This window comes from Shewanella sp. DAU305, from assembly GCF_026802235.1.
GTDB classification, from domain to species: Bacteria; Pseudomonadota; Gammaproteobacteria; order Enterobacterales; family Shewanellaceae; genus Shewanella; species Shewanella baltica.
The window spans coordinates 1,307,287-1,325,867 of sequence record NZ_CP113808.1 but is presented as its reverse complement, the minus strand read 5'-3'; the positions used below and the strand labels follow the sequence as shown (position 1 = coordinate 1,325,867).

Genomic DNA, 18,581 nt, shown 5'->3' with positions numbered 1-18,581 from the left:
AACAACAAAATGCCAACATTTGCTGCTTTTGCAACCAAAAAGGCTTCTTTACCCTAAGTTTCTACTGTTATACTCAAATCAGCTTCTTAAACAATAATAAAACGCAATTACTAGGAATGCCCCTATGCTGGACCCTGAACTCCTTGAGCTAAGCAGCGATAAAACCAAAGCTGAGTTACGCCTAATTCCTAATGTCCATGGACCTGTGAGCCAAGATGACATCATGCGCCTGCTATCTTTACCCGAATTTTCCTCCCTGTTTCCGCTAGAGCCTGCCATTGCTAAAACCGTCGCTAAAATCAACTCTCTTTATAATCAGGATGATGGAAAATTTGAGCTGTTTGCTGTTTTAGCCGAACGCCGCGATGGCACCATAGCAATCGAAATTAGCCCAGATAAAATGCAAGCCAGCCTCAAACTGACCGCAGCATGGGGCGGTAAACAGATAGATTTGCCAGAGATCCTTACCCATCTCAAAAAGAACAACGTCTGCATGGGGTTGAGCAAACTCAAAATTCAAGCGCTACTGAAACAACTCGGTACGCTCAAGGCGGGCGAAGTCTGCCAAAGTGACATCGCCCAAGGTAAAGCCCCAGTCAATGGACTCAATGCGGTATTAGAACGCAAAGTATTCCTCGCGCGTGAACGCTTACTCCAGCCACAAGAGCGGGAAGATGGCAGTGTCGATATGCGCAATCTCGGCTCGCTTATCGTCGTCAAAGCCAATGATCTCTTGATGGTTAAGCACCCCGCCACCGAAGGCACGCCGGGTTACAACATCAAGGGCGAAGTGCTTAAACAAAAACCGGGTAAAGATGCCGTGCTTCAAGCCGGTACAGGCACAGATTTTCATCCCAAAGATCCCAACAAACTCATCGCCACAGTGCCAGGGCAACCCGTCGAAACCCGTACTGGTATGAATGTTGATGATATTTTGCAGCTTAAAGATGTCGACATAGGCACAGGTCATATCAGCTTTAAGGGCAGTATTTTAATCACCGGCGATGTCCACGAGGGCATGGTTGTTAAAAGCTCGGGCGATATTACCGTGATGGGCTTTGTGGACTCCGCTACCCTAGAGGCTGAAGGTGATGTCACAGTCAGTAAAGGCATCATTGGCAGACAAATCAAAGCCAATGAATACTCTACCAATATCCATTCTCAAGGGCAGATCAGCGCCCAGTTTGTGCAATATTCCAATTTGGTAGCCAAGGGCAATATCTTAGTCACTAAACAGTTGCTGCACAGCCATACCAAAACCGCCGGCAGTTTAACGGTCAGCGATCCGAGTGGTCGTCGTGGCGATCTGGTGGGCGGTGTCGCGCGTGCTGAGAAAGGCATCACGGCGGTTGTCATAGGGGCAACGGCGGGAACCAAAACCGACGTTTATTGCGCGATGGAACATGCCGAACTCAAACAAGATCTCAAGCTGCTCGATGAAAGCGTTAAAGCTATGGTCGTCGCCAGTTTAGATATTGAGGCTCGCCTCAATAAGCTGCCGCCTAAATCAGAATGGCAAGGCGACGCGGCGATGATCGAGCAAATCAAAATGATGCTCGATGAGAAGAATCGCATTATGGATGAACGCACCCGCGAAGAACTCGAGTTCGATACCTTCAAACAAGAGGTCGAAGGCTATTACGAGAAATACCGTATCGAAGTGCTTAAACACGTATTCCTTAACGTTGAGTTACATATAGGTCCAGCGAATCATCGCACCGCCCGTGAACACGGCACTTGCTGCATTGCCAATGTCAGTCAAGAGATTAACTTTGACTATAACGCCAAAGCCAAAGCCGCACCGACCGCATAATCTTGGCTAGGAGTGATGACTCAGTCGTCACGTCTTCCTCATTCAGCCAGACTCAGTGAACTTGCTCTGGCCTCTATCAATCTTCCCTCAGCGTGGCATACTGCTGTCAGATAAACTCACGCAGCAGCATGCCAAGTATCTTCTTGTATAATCCTAATCCTTGTCTACTGCCGCCGATTGTTCTCAGAGACTGTCTCGGAGCCCATTTTAAACTTCCTAAGGATCTGAAATGACTAGCGTTAAGATGTCGAGTATTGAATGGCCAGCCATTGTAAAACTGACTCAAAGTGACGAATTACTTTACCTAGAACACCAAAGGGATTGGCTCGAACTCGCCTGTCTCTATCAGCATCATTTTATCGATACCGATCAATTACTCGACTCAAAAGGCCAGCGTTATCTAATCAGTGCCTGTCCGCAGAAAATCCATGAAGACCCCGTCGGCGAACTGCCGCAATTACTGCGCCAAAAACAAGATTTGCCGCTCAATGAATTTATCAAGTGGGTTCAAAACCACGCCCAAGCACTGGGGCAATGCTGTGTCGCTAAACTGGCTTTCACAACGATTTCCCAAGGGATTGAAATTGTACGCACCCTCGATGAATAATCGGCAAGCAGCTGAGATACTATCTACCAACAACTCAGTTGCTCAATAAAAAACACTATGACCTTAAAAGCTAATATCCTCATAGTGAATTCACAGGCATAATTTGCCGCTGTGTAGCAGCGCCGAGTCCACTGGCAAAGCGCGGCTAAAATACACTTCAAAATGACCATTTTCAGCGTCGACTCAAGGGATGACGTTTAAGTTGGCACTAAATATACAAACAGATGGAACCGAAATTGGAACTACTTAAGATTGACTGCTTAGGCAAACAACTGCGCTTAGAAGGCTCACTCGCGGGCTGGCAACAACTCTTCTGGGACAACACCTTAGTCTCACAAAAAGAAGCTTCCGTCGACAATGGCGGCCTCAAGGTTCATGTCTTTGAGCTCACCCACCACAGCAGTCCATTGGCGACAGAAAGTGGCGAGCAAGCCATCGCCATGACAGAAAATAAAATTCAAGTTCGCCTCGAAACTGATCTCGTTTGGCAGCCTTTCCGCCTCGATTACTGCTTGCTGCAGGATGACAAAATTATCGACCAAGGGCGACGGACCGAAAAAGATATCGAACGCCAAACTCCTGAAACGCCCATCGTTAAGCAGCAAAAACTGAGCATGGTAGGACTTGCCTCCCTTGGTTTTAAACTGTTAAAGAGCGCCAAAGTCATAAAAGTGGTGTTAGCGGGCGCCAGCGTTGCCGCTTATTCTTGGCTATTCTCCTTCCAATTTGCCCTCGCGCTCATCGCCTGCTTGGTATTCCACGAATACGGCCATATCCGCGCGATGAAATATTTTGGGATGAAAACCAAAGGAATTTACCTTATTCCCTTTATGGGTGGGCTCGCGCTCTCCGATGAAAAAATTAATACGCGTTGGCAAGATGTTGTTATTTCCATCATGGGGCCAACCTTTGGCCTCCTGATGTCCATCGCGTCCTTGATTGCTTACCACGCCACGGGCAATGTGTTTTTTGCAGGCCTTGCCGCCTTTAATGCGCTGCTTAACCTATTTAATTTATTGCCAATTTTACCACTCGATGGCGGCCATATTTTAAAGAGCATCAGCTTTTCGATGAACAGCATCATGGGCTTGGTCGCCTGCGCCGCCGGTGCCGCTTTCGGTGTGTATATCAGCTACACCTTAGGCTTAGCCTTATTGGGATTCTTGTTGTTGATCGGCAGCTTAGAAATCATCTTCGAGTGGCGCACACGCCATCAAAGCCACCTGCTGCCATTAGACAGATACGGACAAATCTTCTCAGTGATTTGGTACTTGCTCACGGTTGGCGCTTTAGTCGGCATCATCTGGCACTTAGCCGGAACCGGCGATGATATGCTCAGTCTGCCGCTGCAAATATTGCGCAGCTAATTCAGCTTAACGGCTAAACGCAGCGCAAAGGCACTAGCAACTCAGAGGCTTGCGCTTGCCTGAGTTATATTAAAACGAAAAACCGCTATTAATAGCGGTTTTTGTTTTTCTATAGTGCCGTGATGCTTTACAACAATGCGTTATTCCTTTGCCAAAGGCGGGGCGATATCGCTGCCGCCAAGGGCTTGATAAAGCGTCGCTTGGGCGGTGAGTTGGTTGTAACGATTCTCGAGCAAAGCCGCCTCGGCGCTGCGACGATTCTCTTGGGCATCAATCCAATTCTGAATACCGATAGCGCCATTGCGGTACTGACTCTCATAAATGGCTTCAACGGCTGCCGCGGCGCTAAATTGTTGCGCCAACTTATCCCCTTGATAGCGATATTGCTGCTTAGCCGAAATCGCGTTATCGACATCTTCAAAGGCGGAATAGAGCGTCTTGCGATAATTCACCACAGCGGTTTGATAATCAATATCGGCAATGTCGTTATTGATTTGCATTTGATTCCACTGCAAAAAGGGCAAGACAAGCCCAGCGCCTAAGCTACCAACAGGATTGCGTAACAGCTCTTTTAACTCTGAGGTCGACTCTCCAATACCGCCGGTTAAACTCAGGCTGGGGAAATAACTCGCATAGGTGGCGTCTTTACTCGCCAAGGCGGAGCGCAGTTGATACAAGGAAGCCTTCACATCAGGGCGTCTGACTAACAAATCTGCGGGTACACCCACGCTAACGTCCGGCACTGCCACATCGGGGAGCTGCTTAATCTCAACCCAAGTATCCCCTGAGGCTAAACTCTGCGCTGGGTCAGCAGCAGGTGCCTGATTGAGTAATATCGCGAGGGCATTTTTAGCCACAGTTAATTGCTGGATAAGCTGACTATGGGCCGCCTCTTGTCCCGCCATGCTGCGCTGCGCTTCGAGCACATTCACTTGCGTCACGGCGCCAGAATCATACTGCCTTTGGGTTAAAGCCAGCGTTTGCTTGCTGTACGCTATGCTCTTTTGGCTCAAATCAACCCGTTGATTTAAATATCCTATCTGCCAATACAAGGATGCAGTGGTCGCCACTAGGCTTTGGGTGGTGCTTTCCCTATCTTCGGCGCTCGCCAGCGCCGCCCATTGAGCTTGGTCGATATTGGCCGACACTTTGCCCCACAAATCCACCTCATAACTGACAGACAAGTTGGCTTGGTAACTCTTAGTCGCGTCACCACCATCAAGTGGCTGATTACGGGAAGCACCAAGATTGGCCGATAATTGCGGGTATAGAGCGTCCCGCGTTAGCCCTGCCTGCAAGCGCGCTTTACGCAGGGTTAAGGTCGCTAGAGTTAAGTCATTGTTGGTACTCAATACTTGGCTAACCAGCTTATCAAGCTCAGGCTGATGAAACTGCTGCCACCAAGGATCGACCTTTACTTGCTCGTTCACTGTGGTGTTTTGCCACTGTTCAGGAATCGCCAATGCGGGCGGTTCAAAGTCTGAACGCATGAAACTGCCACAGCCACCCAGCAAGGTGATTCCCAAAGCCATGCCCACAGCAATCGCGCAGCTACGAGGCGAAAAGTGTCGATTAAATATTTTTGTATTCATGGTGTTATTACTCTCTGGCTAATGCGTCAACGGGATCTAACTGCGCCGCATTGCGGGCGGGTAAGAAACCAAATAGCACACCAATTAAGGTCGAACAGGCAAAGGCGGCAACGATGGAGGTGGTGGAATAAATCATTTGGAAACTGCCTCCCGTTTGAGCAAACACCACGCCAATTAAGTAGGACAAAGCAATGCCTAAGGTTCCGCCACACAAACACACTAAAATGGCTTCGATAAGGAACTGGCGCAAAATATCACTCTGACGCGCGCCCACTGCCATACGTACCCCGATTTCACGGGTCCGTTCAGTCACAGACACTAACATAATATTCATCACCCCAATTCCGCCAACGACAAGGGAAATCACCGCGATAGCCGAGATCAATAAGGTCATGGTTGCTGTGGTTTTTTCGATGTTCTGCCTAATGGTATCGGTATTGATGGTGAAGAAATCTTGAGTGCCGTGGCGCATTTTAAGTAGCGCGATAATGCCCTGCTCCGCCGCATTACTCGGCACAGTTTCATCGAGTCGTACTGTGATGCCATCCAAATAGTTTTTACCTATCATACGGCCAGAAACTGTGGTGTAAGGCACCCACACATTGAGCGCATCGCTGTTACCAAAGGCACTTTCTTTTGGCTGCGTCACACCTATGATGCGCACGGGTAAATCCCCGAGGAAAATCACTTGGCCGATGGCCGAGTTATTACCGCCAGCACTGTTAGGAAAGAGCTCCTTACGGGTGTTGTCATCAATCACCGCATCTTGGGCGAGTGTTGCAACGCTGGCATCATCCCAAAACTGCCCCTGCGCTAACTCATAACCTCTCACGCGAAAGAACTCTGGCCCCACCCCATTCACCGAGGCAGATACTGCTTTATTGCCAAAACGTACCGTCGCGCTAGAGCCAATACTAGGGGTCACGCTATCGACATAGGGCAGATTTTTAAGGGCATTGGCATCGGTCGCCGTTAAGGTACGCACCCGCGCCGAGCGTCGATCGCCAAAACCTGAACCCGGGCGAATATCAATCGTATTGGTTCCCATCGAACTGATACTTTTGAGAATGGCCTGCTGCGAGCCTTCACCTAAGGCCACCACAGAAACCACAGAGGCGATACCGATAATAATCCCGAGCATAGTCAAGAAGGTACGTAACCTGTGGGTCGACATCGCCACCAGCGCCATTTTAAGCGCCTCGACATATCTGTCCCACGAAGCCACTCGCGCACGCGAGCTGTCTTTTGCTGCCACTGTTTTTGCGATCACAGTGCCGTTAGGCTTTTGTGGCGCCGTATTTTGTGAGGTCGTGTTTTGTGATGACGAATGTTGTGACGCCAAGCTTTGCGGCTTAGCCGTCTGTTTATCCTGACTGCGCTCATCGCTGATGATCACGCCGTCTTTGATTTCGATAATGCGGTCGGCATATTGGGCCACGTGCATATCGTGGGTCACGATAATGATGGTATGACCGTCGCTGTGCAGCTCCTGCAACAGCTGCATCATTTCTTCACCACTGTGACTATCCAGCGCACCAGTCGGCTCATCGGCAAGGATCACATCGCCGCCATTCATCAAGGCTCGCGCCACACTGACCCGCTGCTGTTGACCACCACTGAGCTGATTGGGTTTATGGTCAAGCCTGTCGCCAAGGCCTAAACGCGTTAACAAATGCTCGGCCCTGTCTTTACGCACCGTGCGCTCTTTACCCGCATACACAGCAGGCACTTCGACGTTGCCTATGGCGGTTAAATCGCCCAGTAAATGATAACGCTGAAAGATAAAGCCAAAGTGCTCGCGGCGCAGCTGCGCCAACTCATCCACGTCCATCGTTGAGGTATCTTGGCCGTTGATAAAATACGCGCCCTTTGACGGCTTATCTAAACAACCAAGAATGTTCATTAGGGTCGATTTACCCGAGCCAGAGGCGCCCACTATCGCCACCATCTCGCCACGGTCAATCGACAGGTTCACATCTTTCAGCACAGTGAGTTGCTGCTCACCCGCCTGAAAAGTGCGATAACAACCTGAAATTTCAAGTAATGCCGTTGTCACTGTTAAAACCTCACGCTAGGTGGACGACGGAACTTGCTGCTGCCATCATCGGAAGACGGCATACCAAGCACGACCTGATCGCCTTCCTTTAAACCTGCGATGATTTCAGCATTGATTTTGTTGTTAATCCCCACAGTGACATCCACATATTGCACTTGGTTATCGACTAACACAGGCACTTGATATTGCGGGCCACTGCGGGCTTTGCGCTCGCCAGACTTAGCCTCTGGCGCCGCGGATTTCTCCCTCGGCTTGATACGTAATATCTGCGCAGGCACTAATAGCGCATCATCGGCCTTAGCTAACACTATGGACACCTGCGCCGTCATGCCGATACGCAAGGTGCGGTCAGGATTTTCAACATCAAATAACCCATGGTAATAAATGGCGTCTGAGTCGCTAGAGCTCATATTACTATCGTCGCCATCCATCGAAATCGGTCCAGGTTCAATCGCCCTTAAGATGCCACGGTAGGGATGATTTGGTTTGCCAAGAACCGTGAAATATACGGCTTGACCCGGATGGACATTGACGACATCGGCTTCGGAAATCTGTGCTTTAACTGTCATGGTATCGAGCTGCGCCATTTCCACTATCGTCGGCGTCGTTTGATTGGCGTTAACGGTTTGCCCCACTTCCACCGCCGAATACACCACAGTGCCATCCATAGGCGCGGTGATTTTGGTATAACCTAAATCGATTCGGGCACTGTCGACGTTAATTTCAGCCTGTTGTTTTTGCGCTTCTAATTGCTCAAGCTCGGCTTGATAAACCGTTAAATTAGCATCGGCCACTTCATAATCTGCGCGGGAACTGGCCTTGTCGGCAAGCATTTGCTGCTGGCGGCTAAATTCCAGCTTGGCTTGGCGGATCTGCGCCTGTTTGGCGCGGAACTGGGCATTGATACTCTTGAGTGATGCGAGGGCATCCTTCAAATTATTCTGCTGCGCTAGACTGTCAATTTGAGCAATCAAATCGCCTTTCTTTACTTCATCCCCCAGTGCCAGCGGCAAACTTAAAATTTGCCCCGATACCTGCGCGCCCACACTCACCAGTTTAGAGGCCTGCAACATGCCATTGGCCAACACTGAGTTTTCGATATCGCCACGGCGCACCGCTTCAGTCACATAGGCAGGTGCCGTTTCAGGCTTATGCCACATAAAATAAGCACCGCCACCTAGGAGGATTAAGCCGCTTAACGCGAGCAGCAATTTACGCTTTGAGGATTTTTTCATCGGTATTGTCGTGTCCATCAATGCTAAAGACAGCAAGCATTCATCTTGCTAAGGAACAGAAATTGTTCCAACAGTATATAGAGTTAGCCAAAGACAGTAGACGAAGGAAGTGTCGTTAACAGGTAAAGATTTGCAAATATCTGTGTAGAAATTTGCAAGGGAAGCACAGCTGAGCATTAGGTAGCAATGCCGATTGAGTGCGATACCAAATCGTTAGGCGGTAAATTGTAGGGGTTCGACGTTCTATGATTGTGCCACTTGTGGTAGTTCTGCCATTCAAACGAATCTAGATACAGACTTCATTTAATTCTTTTTCAAGAAAGATCAAGGTCGTGGGGTGAAGCCTTATGACTTTGATGTCGATTTAAATACAAAAACGACCAACCCGCTACGAAACATTCACGCCAAGTACTGACCATCCCCAGTGAATAACCCAGTGATTAATCGAATTAATCACTTCATTCGGTTAATTCATGCTGGCGAGGATCACCTGCGTGGCATCAAAACAGGCAAAACATGGCTCGCCGACAGCCAAACTCTGCATTTGGGTGAGTGGCATCACTGAATAGATGATGTCTTTACCATTAATATCTATGGCTAATTCGGCCTTATCGCCAAGCTCAGTCACGCTCAGCAAACGGCCGCTGAGGCAATTTTGCCCATCCAGTTCACAGGCATGTGTCGTCGCCCGTACCGCGGGGGCTTTAAACAGTAACAACACAGATTTATCCAAGGCTAACTGCAAGCGCTCGCGGCTCGAATGGGTCACAGAAATCTGAATCAGTTGTCCGCCCGCTAAGGTCACGCTAATTTTGTCATTTAATCCAAATGAATCAATGCCATTGATACGAGCCGTTAACTGATTGCGGGCGCTAGTATTGAGGGAGAAATGCGCCATCACATCCAATAAACTGTGCATATCGACGGACTCATCGAGCAAGGCAGCCAAAGCCATTTCTTGTACTTGGGAAGTGATGGAATACACCTTGAGCAACCGCTCGCCAAATTCGGTGAGTTTAGCGCCACCACCACCTTTGCCGCCCTTTTCGCTACACACTACGGGTTCGGGCATGGTGGTGTTCATCTCATTGATTGCATCCCACGCCGCTTTATAACTGATCCCCGCAAGCTTGGCGCCTTGGCTTATCGAGCCTGTGTTGGCGACCTGCTCAAGCAGGCTTATCCGCCTAGGATTGGCGAAGGGCTTATCCCCGAGGGAAAGCGTAAGTAATGCATGTAAATCCATCGTTTATCCCGCACCCAAGTCTGACTTGAGTCCTATTGTCCTTCATCACCTTGAGGATACCAATAAGATTGCCGAGATATTTCAGCGGATTAATACCATTAATCAGCAAGAAACCACACACAGATCACTGATTGATTGCTTAGGGCTTGAATGATCGATATATAGACTGGTATATATCGATCACTTTTTATCACGGAGGAATACAATGAAATCCATTCACCTTAAGCAATTACTGCGTTTTACCACGGCTTCATTATTCACAATTGCACTGACATCTAGCCCAATTTTTGCGGCAGACAATGAGCAAGTGACTGTTTTTGCTGCTGCATCACTCACCAATGCCCTTAACGAAATCGGCCAGCAATATGAAAAGGAACACAATACTAAGGTGGTCTTCTCCTTCGCCTCTTCTTCAACACTGGCAAAACAAGTGGCCAATGGTGCGCCCGCCGATCTGTTTGTCTCGGCCAATCAAAAGTGGATGGATTATCTGGTCGATGCCAAAGCGGTTGATGTTAACAGCCGTAAAACCTTGCTAAAAAACACCTTAGTCTTGATTGCCGAGAAAAATAGCCCCATCACAGAGGTGGTGCTCAATGGCGATTGGGATATCAAAACCGCATTAAAAGGCAGCCGTATGGCAGTTGGCGATCCTGATCATGTGCCCGCAGGACAATATGCCAAGCAAGCCCTAGAAAATCTCAAGCTGTGGCAAGCTGCTGAGCCCTTACTCGCCCGCGCTAACAATGTCCGCGCCGCACTCGCCTTAGTTGAACAAGGTGAAGCGCCGCTAGGCATAGTGTATTCAACCGATGCGAAAGTCGCCCAGAAGATCAAAATCGTGGCAACCTTCCCAGAGACGAGCTACAGCCCAATTGAATACCCTATCGCCTTAGTCAAACAAGAATCGACGGCAAGCGCCAAAGCGTTCAATGAGTATCTGCAAGGCCCAAGCGCAAAAAATGTGTTTGAAAAATATGGCTTTGGAGTGAATTAGGGTGCTGAGTGGTTCTCTACTAAGCGACTATGAAATTGCCGCACTGCTGCTCAGCTTAAAGGTGTCATCCGTTGCCGTTATCGCCAGTTTACCCTTGGGCATTTTATGCGCTTGGGTGCTGGCCAGAGTCGAGTTTCCTGGCAAGGCTATATTCGACAGTGTGCTCCATCTACCACTGGTGTTACCGCCCGTGGTAGTGGGTTACCTCCTGCTGATTAGCATGGGCCGCCAAGGTTTTATCGGCCAGTGGTTATTTAATTGGTTTGGTATCAGTTTTAGCTTCAGTTGGCGCGGTGCGGCCCTCGCAGCGGCGATAGTGTCATTCCCTCTGATGGTCAGAGCCATACGCCAATCCTTTGAAACTGTAGATATTCGACTAGAGCAGGCCGCACGCACTTTAGGTAGCAGTCGATGGCGGGTATTTCTCACTATCACACTGCCGCTCACCTCTCCAGGGATAGTGTCGGGCATGATTATCGCCTTTGCCCGCAGCCTAGGGGAATTTGGCTCGACTATTACCTTCGTCTCCAATATCCCCGGTGAAACCCGTACGATTCCGCTCGCCATGTACTCTTTTATTGAAACCCCAGGGGCTGAATATCAGGCCATGCGTTTATGCATTATCTCGATAGTAATCGCACTCGCATCTTTACTCGCCTCCCAATGGCTGAGTAAAAAAGCCCTGCAGAGGACGGCAAGCGTATGTTAACAATTAATATTGAAAAACAACTCGGACAACTGCAACTGAAAGTCGATACCCAATTGCCATTGCAAGGCGTGACCGCCGTTTTTGGCCGCTCGGGTGCAGGTAAAACCTCGCTCGTGAACCTGCTCGGCGGGCTTTCGACCCCAGATAGCGGTGAAATCCGCCTCGGTGACAAACTGCTTTATCAGCACGGCAAAGTGAACCTTCCCCCAGAAAAGCGCCATATTGGCTATGTATTTCAAGAGGCACGGCTGTTTCCACACTATAGCGTGAAGGGCAATCTCAACTATGGTGTGCGTAAAGCCAACCCAGTATTATTCGATAAAATTGTGCGGTTACTGGGAATTGATAAACTGCTCAGTCGTTATCCCTGCACACTATCGGGCGGTGAAAAACAACGGGTTGCCATTGGCCGTGCTCTGCTGACATCGCCCGACATGCTGTTGATGGATGAACCGCTGGCGTCACTCGATTTACCCCGTAAACGCGAGTTACTGCCCTACCTGCAAACCTTATCGCAGGAACTAAAACTGCCGATTGTGTATGTGAGCCACAGCCTAGATGAGATCTTACAACTGGCGGATTATATGCTGGTGCTGCATCAGGGGAAATTGATCGCCCAAGGCGCCTTAAGTGAAGTGTGGAATAGCGAGCAAATGCGCCCTTGGGTGCCATTGCAGGAACTCAGCTCACTCCTCAGTGCTAAGGTTGCCGACAGACATCCCGACTACCCCATGACGCGACTCGTGATGGCTGATGGTAACCATCTATGGGTAAGCGGTTATCTAGCTGAAACGACAAAGAAACTCAAAGTGCGTATTCAGGCAAACCATGTCTCGGTTTGCACCGAAATCCCCAAAGGGTCGAGTATCCGTAATCTATTGAAGGGAGAAATTAAAGACTTATACCCCAGCGATAATGGTGAGCAAATCCAATTAAAAATCGCCCTAGGCCGCGATGAACTTTGGGCCAACATCACCCCTTGGGCCTGCGATGAACTGCAACTCACCCATGGCAAAGCGATTTATGCACAAATCAAAGGTGTGACTATGACGCAAATGGATATCGCCGAATCCCACTAAATCGACCTACTGCCAAATTTCAGGTACAAAAAAACCGACGCTAGGTCGGTTTAGTTCCTTCATCAGAAGGATTTGGTACCAGTGGCCAGACTCGAACTGGCACGCTTTTAAGGGCGCGGGATTTTGAATCCCGTGTGTCTACCGATTTCACCACACTGGCATATCAAATATGCACTTAGAAGCAATCAAAACAACTGGCTGTCTCTAAGTGCTGGGAATTATACCTTTGCCCATGACAATGGCAAGTCTTTTGCCGCGACTTTAATACAAATTGCATTTAACCGCTCAAAAATCATGCTCTTGGGGTTATTCTGCGCCATGGGATAACAAAAAGGCGGTATATTCTTTATCACTTTTTTGGATATGGTTAACCAACCAAGCCTTCAAGAAAGTCATTAATTCGTCGGCAACATCTTCCCCTTTTACAACCCGCTTTTGAAAATCAAGTACTTGCCCGACTAACTTGCCGTGCTTTTCCTTATGACTGTCGGTTTGTGGGTAGCCAAAACGGGCAAAGAGCTCTTCTTCATAGGCAAAGTGATTGGCGGTGTAATCCACCAGCCCTTGCACGATACGTTTGATGGCTTCGAGTCCATACTCTTCGTTTAATGTGCGATGCAGTTCATTGATCAGCGACACTAATCGTTGATGTTGACGATTGATCTCTGGCATTCCTATGTCTAACTCAGGCCCCCATTTCACAAACAGTTTATTTTGTGCCTGACTCGAGTTAAAGAATGCCGCATTCACATGGAATCGGTGCAGCAAGGAGCCGATTTCCTGCGACATGTTATACACTTTCAAACTCGATAAGTTAGTGTTGTTGGTGTGGGACGCATTACTCAGTGCGAGCTCTGCCATCACAGTGATATTTTTATTAATTTCTTCAGCAACAGTGTGTTGTTGCCCCGATGCCGTGGCGATTTGATGGGACATATCGGTAATGGTCTCTACCTGCGTGACGATTTGTCCGAGCGCGCTGTGGGCTTGATTGACCATCTCAGCGGTTTCGTCGGCAATGACCACGTTTTTCAACATGACTTCAACGCCATGTTGTGCACCTTTTTGTAATGCTGCGATTTGTTGTTGGATTTCAACCGTGGCTTCAGATGTCCGTTTCGCAAGATTACGCACTTCATCGGCGACAACGGCAAAGCCGCGGCCATGTTCACCGGCTCTCGCACTTTCAATGGCGGCGTTTAAGGCAAGCAAGTTGGTTTGCTCAGCCACCTGTGAAATCGTTTCGATAATGCTACTGATATTGTTGCTGTCGGCGGCCAAGTGTTCAATTACAGTTCGAGTGTCATGGATCTGTGCTGACATAGCGCCAATTTTAGTCACTATGCCATTCATGATTTGGTCGCCATGCTTGGCAGAACTTTGGGCAATATCGGCAGCCTTGGCCGCACTCACGGCATTTTGCGATACTGCTTGCACGCTTGAAACCATTTGCGTCATCGCACTGGCGGCCAGTTCCGTTTGATGTTCTTGCTCTAACACGCCTTGTTTTGCCTGCTCACTGATGACCTTGATATCCGAGGCCACTTTTTTCATCCCTTCGCAGGTATCAGACAAAGATAAAATCGTGCGGCTTACATCCTCGCCCATGCGGTTGATACTATGCACGACCTTAATGAACACGCCCGCATCTTTCTCTTCTAATTGATAGCTTAAATCCCCCTCGCCTAAATGATGGGCGGCACGTTCAAGCTGTCTTAAATTGCGAATTAATTTATTGATGTTGAACATTAAAATGCCAGCGAGCGCGCTTAAACACAGGATGGCGACAAAGTGCCCTGTGATCACTAAACAATAGAGTGGATAAATCAGCAACAGCAGTGGCGCAAAGATAGAATTATATCCCATTGAATCCTTGCGACTTTTATTAGAATCCATTTTTTACTCCTTTAAAAAACTGATATCACAGCATTCATCTAAAAAAACAAGAACAAATAAATAGCATGGTGCGATAACAAAATATCGATCTGGTTAAGTAGATTAATCCTAGACGCTAACTGAAGAACAAACAAAGCTAAATTATTTGAACTCATCCCAGTTAAACATCGACAGGAATATGACCAAGATCACAGGGTTAACTAAGGGTTATGACTTTGTATTCCTATGTCGATTCTTTATTGATCGAGATCAGTATTTTAGCTATCGAATACCGCTAATTTAGAGAGGACTTCACAGGAAAGAGGATTTCAGTCATGGCATTTTGGTTAAATCTAATGTTTGGTAACCCCATAGGCTTACTTTCAATGATCGTTATCTTTAGCACAATAGGGATAGTGTCTTATATCACTTGGATGTTCATTGTGAAGTCGGCACCGAAACAATAGTTTTTGCTCCAGTTGTTCTTCATGTTCTTGTATAAATGCAAAATCTAGGGGGTTTTTATCACCCCCATTTTTTGTTGTCTCGCTTTTCAGAATACTGCAACTCATCTAAAGCCAGCACTCATCCGAGCGAGACAAAACACGCCTATGCAGCGTGTTTTCTGTTTTGTACTAGACCATTTAAAAATTGCGGACGCGCTTTAATCAACGACTGCATCTCTTCTTGGCTCGGCTCACCTGCTGGCAAACGCAGCACATCGCGGTTGAGATACATGCGGGCCTTCATGGCAATCTTATAGTCAGCTGTCGGTCCCTGAATCGCATAATGGCGCTCGTTACCGAGTTTTTCTAAGATGCAGGCATTCAATAAACTTTTCACTGCGGTTTCATTTTGCGGCAGAGTCAAAATTGTGGCGCCCTGAAGAAAGAACTCTCTGACTAACGCTCGCTCAGCGGGATCAAGCAGGTTCACTTTAGCTTCAATCGTCTCAATAACACGCTTATCACTTAAATGACGAATTGATTCATCTAAGCCTAAGTTAATCAACTGGCTCAAAAAATAGGCGATAGATATGATTAGGCCTAATCCAACAAACTGCGCATGTTCCGGCACAAATTTATCGAGCGCCAGCACTGCCAACACGTTCGGGGGAATAAGGAGTAAGACAGTACAACTCACCATTAGCCACAGCATGACCCTGAACATCATTTTCTTTGGACTAACAAACTTAACTGAATCCAGCTTGAGTTTAAACATAGTGCTATCCCAGTGACAAAAAATTGAACTTATCGGCTAGTAAGCAAATTTAATGCCATAAATGAAGAGATATTTCGTTGATTTTATTCGCAAGAAAATGCACTTTCTGGATCTGTAGGTCTATGCTTATAAGCATCTCAAGCCGCTATTGCATAAAGAAAATTTAAGATGCTGACATTCTTTAGCCAACTTATCAAAAGTCCCATAGGCAGGCACCTTACCTTGTCTATTGTACTTTTTAGCTCTGTTATCACCTTAATCACTACTGCCTATCAGTTGATCAGTGATTATCGCAATGACGTTGTGCGTATCGACAGAGTGTTTTCCAATATGGAAAAGGTGAACTTAGATGTGCTCGCCGCCAGTATTTGGGTGATTGATGAGCGGCTCATTAACACTCAGCTCAATGGCTTAATTCAACTGCCCGATATTAACTACATTTCGATTAAAGATGACAGCGGCCAAGCGTGGAATGCCGGCGTGCAAAAGCAAGAACACTCCTTAGATAAAACCTTTCCTTTAGTTTATAAATCCCCGACCGAGAGTATTAATGTCGGCACACTCGAAATACAAGTCGATGTCGATGCCATCTATCAGCGCTTGTATGATAAAGCCATTATCATTCTGCTCTCTAACGGAATAAAAACCTTCTTAGTTGCTGGATTTATTCTGTTTTTAGTATGGTTCAATATCACCAAACACTTAGATAAACTCAGCCAATACTGTAAAAATATCGACCTAGATCAAGAATACGAGCCACTGCAATTTGCCCGCCAAGAAAAAATTGATGAGTTTAAACAAGTCGCCGACTCCATCAACAGCATGCAAGTGCAACTGAGAAGCTCATTTGGCGCCTTAAAGAAATCTAAGACTGAACTGCAAACGGCCCTGGAAGACAGAGAGCGGCTACTCAAACTCGAACGTAGCTATAAAGAAGAACTCGCCAGGCAAGTCAAAGAAAGAACTATAGAGTTAGAGCAATCTCTTAGTGCGCTAAAACGGGCGCAGCAGGTGTTGGTTGAGCAAGAAAAAATGGCGGCCTTGGGTGGACTAGTGTCGGGGGTTGCTCACGAGATAAACACGCCGATTGGCATTTGTTTGACGGCGGCGAGTGCGCAGCTCAGCCATATTGAAGAGCTGATCGACCTGATCCACAGCGACCAAGCCACCTTAGATGAAATCAATGAGATCCTTAATGAGTATCAAGAAAGCTGTGAACTCATAGTCCGCAATATCACCAAAGCCAGTAGTTTGATCCAAAAATTCAAAACGATCGCCATTGATCGCAGTCATGAAGAACACCAACCTTGTAACTTAAGTCAGCAACTCCACGAGATTTTAGAGTCGACATTAATTATGCATCCGCATGTCAACGCGGTAACAGAGATCAGCGTAGAACCCACACTCAATATTCAAACCAATATCAGTTTATTAAATCAAATCGTCAGCAATATTCTGTCGAACGCCTTTACCCATGCCTTCCAAGGACGTGAAGATAATCTCATCCACATCAGCGCCACAGTGGACGAAGAGTCGATTCTAATTAGCATTCAAAATAATGGCTTAGAAATTCCAGCCGATGTCGCTGAACACATGTTCGAGCCATTTTTCACTACGAATCGTAATAAAGGCGGCACGGGCTTAGGATTATCAGCGGCCTTTAATGCCGCGACGCTGTTGAAAGGCACTATGAGTTATCGCGCAGACTCAAAACTTGGCGGCCCGCAATTTGATATCAAATTTCCGTACACTCAATGTGAGCCTACGGTCCTCAATGGCCAACAAGATTTTTATATCTAGATATAACGCAGTGGAATGACACAATATTGTAGTGATACTCACCGCTCATACGAGCGGTAAAATCATCAGTAGAAAAACGTTAACCCTTTAAAGCGTTTCTTGAGCCTGCAGCGCTAAGCGCGCTAATACTCGGCTTGCCGCCACGAAGCCAAATGTCCCTGTGACCATAGTGACAGCGCCAAAACCTGACGCACAATCCATTCTCATGCTGCCATCGGCCGCCGCTTTAGTTGCACAAACAGAGCCATCGACTTGCGGATAAACTAACTGCTCACTGGAAAAAACCGCATCGATAGCAAATCGGCGTTGCACGTTTTTAGAGAAGTTATATTCGCGGCGCAAAATATTGCGCACTTTGGCTAACAAAGGATCTTGGTAAGTTTTAGCGAGATCAGTTAACTGAATTTGAGTCGGATCTGTCTGCCCACCCGCACCGCCTACCGTAACAATCTTGATTTTTTGACGTTTACACCAGGCAATTAACGCGGCCTTTTGCTTAACGGCATCAATACAGTCAATAACATAATCAATGTTACCGCCCTCTTTAGCCCCGAGCAAATACTCGCCTAGATTATCCAATGTAATAAAATCTTCAATTTCATTCACTTGGCAATCAGGATTAATTTCACGGATCCGCTGCGCCATCACAGCGACTTTAGAGCTGCCGATAGTGGAACTGAGCGCGTGAATTTGACGGTTAGTGTTAGTGACACAGATATCGTCTAAATCCATCAAGCTTATCTGTCCGATGCCGCTTCTCGCTAAGGCCTCTGCCGCCCAAGTACCTACGCCACCAATACCAATCACCACCACGTGGGATGTGGCAAATTTAGCCAGAGCCTTTTGTCCATACAAACGGCCAATTCCGCCAAATCGATTTAGATAGGCCTCAGTCATAAATACTTACCTTATATTACCCAATAACAGCAGGAGCGCTTGCCCTAGCATCGAATGGATGCCAACAGGGGCAGCTTAATAGCAACA

General features: G+C 47.5%; 15 protein-coding genes and 1 tRNA gene. 8 read left to right on the top strand and 8 right to left on the bottom strand.

Annotated features, from left to right (window positions below):
- The first annotated feature begins 124 nt into the window (after positions 1 to 124).
- The 3 genes from OX890_RS05810 (at position 125) to OX890_RS05800 (ending at position 3,787) form a co-directional block, all read left to right on the top strand.
- Entirely contained in the window at positions 125 to 1,813 is a 1,689-nt protein-coding gene (locus OX890_RS05810) for a DUF342 domain-containing protein (RefSeq protein WP_126491193.1), read from the top strand.
- A 229-nt stretch (positions 1,814 to 2,042) separates the two neighbouring features.
- Entirely contained in the window at positions 2,043 to 2,420 is a 378-nt protein-coding gene (locus OX890_RS05805; protein WP_006083004.1) for a DUF4144 family protein, read from the top strand.
- A gap of 224 nt (positions 2,421 to 2,644) precedes the next feature.
- Complete coding sequence (locus OX890_RS05800; RefSeq protein ID WP_006083005.1) at positions 2,645 to 3,787, top strand: site-2 protease family protein; 1,143 nt, start codon at positions 2,645 to 2,647, stop codon at positions 3,785 to 3,787.
- A gap of 140 nt (positions 3,788 to 3,927) precedes the next feature.
- Here the strand turns inward: OX890_RS05800 and OX890_RS05795 are convergent, their stop codons facing one another.
- From OX890_RS05795 to OX890_RS05780, 4 genes are all read right to left on the bottom strand, one after another.
- Positions 3,928 to 5,379: an efflux transporter outer membrane subunit gene (locus OX890_RS05795; protein ID WP_268650236.1), complete on the bottom strand. Its 1,452-nt coding sequence runs from the start codon at positions 5,377 to 5,379 to the stop codon at positions 3,928 to 3,930.
- Between the two features lie 7 nt (positions 5,380 to 5,386).
- On the bottom strand, positions 5,387 to 7,435 hold the full coding sequence (locus tag OX890_RS05790; RefSeq protein WP_268650235.1) for a MacB family efflux pump subunit: 2,049 nt from the start codon (positions 7,433 to 7,435) through the stop codon (positions 5,387 to 5,389).
- A gap of 2 nt (positions 7,436 to 7,437) precedes the next feature.
- Positions 7,438 to 8,670, bottom strand: coding sequence for an efflux RND transporter periplasmic adaptor subunit (locus OX890_RS05785; RefSeq protein WP_268650234.1), 1,233 nt, complete (start codon positions 8,668 to 8,670; stop codon positions 7,438 to 7,440).
- A gap of 466 nt (positions 8,671 to 9,136) precedes the next feature.
- Positions 9,137 to 9,916, bottom strand: coding sequence for a TOBE domain-containing protein (locus OX890_RS05780; RefSeq protein ID WP_268650233.1), 780 nt, complete (start codon positions 9,914 to 9,916; stop codon positions 9,137 to 9,139).
- Positions 9,917 to 10,121: 205 nt separating this feature from the next.
- On the opposite strand from OX890_RS05780, the gene modA reads away from it, so the two are divergent.
- From modA to modC, 3 genes are read left to right on the top strand one after another with little or no spacing between them, the layout of a single operon-like run.
- Complete coding sequence (modA, locus tag OX890_RS05775) at positions 10,122 to 10,913, top strand: molybdate ABC transporter substrate-binding protein (protein WP_268650232.1); 792 nt, start codon at positions 10,122 to 10,124, stop codon at positions 10,911 to 10,913.
- Position 10,914: 1 nt separating this feature from the next.
- Positions 10,915 to 11,622 carry a molybdate ABC transporter permease subunit gene (modB, locus tag OX890_RS05770; protein WP_234371359.1) on the top strand — a complete coding sequence of 236 codons (708 nt, stop codon included), beginning with the start codon at positions 10,915 to 10,917 and terminating at the stop codon, positions 11,620 to 11,622.
- Positions 11,616 to 12,701 carry a molybdenum ABC transporter ATP-binding protein ModC gene (modC, locus tag OX890_RS05765; protein ID WP_268650231.1) on the top strand — a complete coding sequence of 362 codons (1,086 nt, stop codon included), beginning with the start codon at positions 11,616 to 11,618 and terminating at the stop codon, positions 12,699 to 12,701. Before modB ends, modC begins: the two co-directional genes overlap by 7 nt.
- A gap of 73 nt (positions 12,702 to 12,774) precedes the next feature.
- Here the strand turns inward: modC and OX890_RS05760 are convergent.
- Both OX890_RS05760 and OX890_RS05755 read right to left on the bottom strand, forming a co-directional pair.
- A tRNA-Leu gene (locus tag OX890_RS05760) sits at positions 12,775 to 12,861 on the bottom strand.
- A gap of 146 nt (positions 12,862 to 13,007) precedes the next feature.
- Positions 13,008 to 14,597, bottom strand: coding sequence for a bacteriohemerythrin (locus OX890_RS05755; protein ID WP_006086035.1), 1,590 nt, complete (start codon positions 14,595 to 14,597; stop codon positions 13,008 to 13,010).
- A 314-nt stretch (positions 14,598 to 14,911) separates the two neighbouring features.
- On the opposite strand from OX890_RS05755, the gene OX890_RS05750 reads away from it, so the two are divergent.
- A complete protein-coding gene (locus OX890_RS05750; protein ID WP_268650230.1) occupies positions 14,912 to 15,043 on the top strand; it encodes a DUF3149 domain-containing protein in 132 nt (43 codons plus the stop codon).
- Between the two features lie 142 nt (positions 15,044 to 15,185).
- Here OX890_RS05750 and OX890_RS05745 read toward each other — a convergent pair whose 3' ends face one another.
- Entirely contained in the window at positions 15,186 to 15,797 is a 612-nt protein-coding gene (locus OX890_RS05745) for a superinfection exclusion B family protein (protein WP_006083015.1), read from the bottom strand.
- 168 nt (positions 15,798 to 15,965) lie between these two features.
- On the opposite strand from OX890_RS05745, the gene OX890_RS05740 reads away from it, so the two are divergent.
- A complete protein-coding gene (locus tag OX890_RS05740) occupies positions 15,966 to 17,597 on the top strand; it encodes an ATP-binding protein (RefSeq protein ID WP_071938616.1) in 1,632 nt (543 codons plus the stop codon).
- 87 nt (positions 17,598 to 17,684) lie between these two features.
- Here OX890_RS05740 and tcdA read toward each other — a convergent pair whose 3' ends face one another.
- Complete coding sequence (gene tcdA, locus OX890_RS05735) at positions 17,685 to 18,494, bottom strand: tRNA cyclic N6-threonylcarbamoyladenosine(37) synthase TcdA (RefSeq protein ID WP_268650228.1); 810 nt, start codon at positions 18,492 to 18,494, stop codon at positions 17,685 to 17,687.
- Between the last annotated feature and the right edge of the window lie 87 nt (positions 18,495 to 18,581).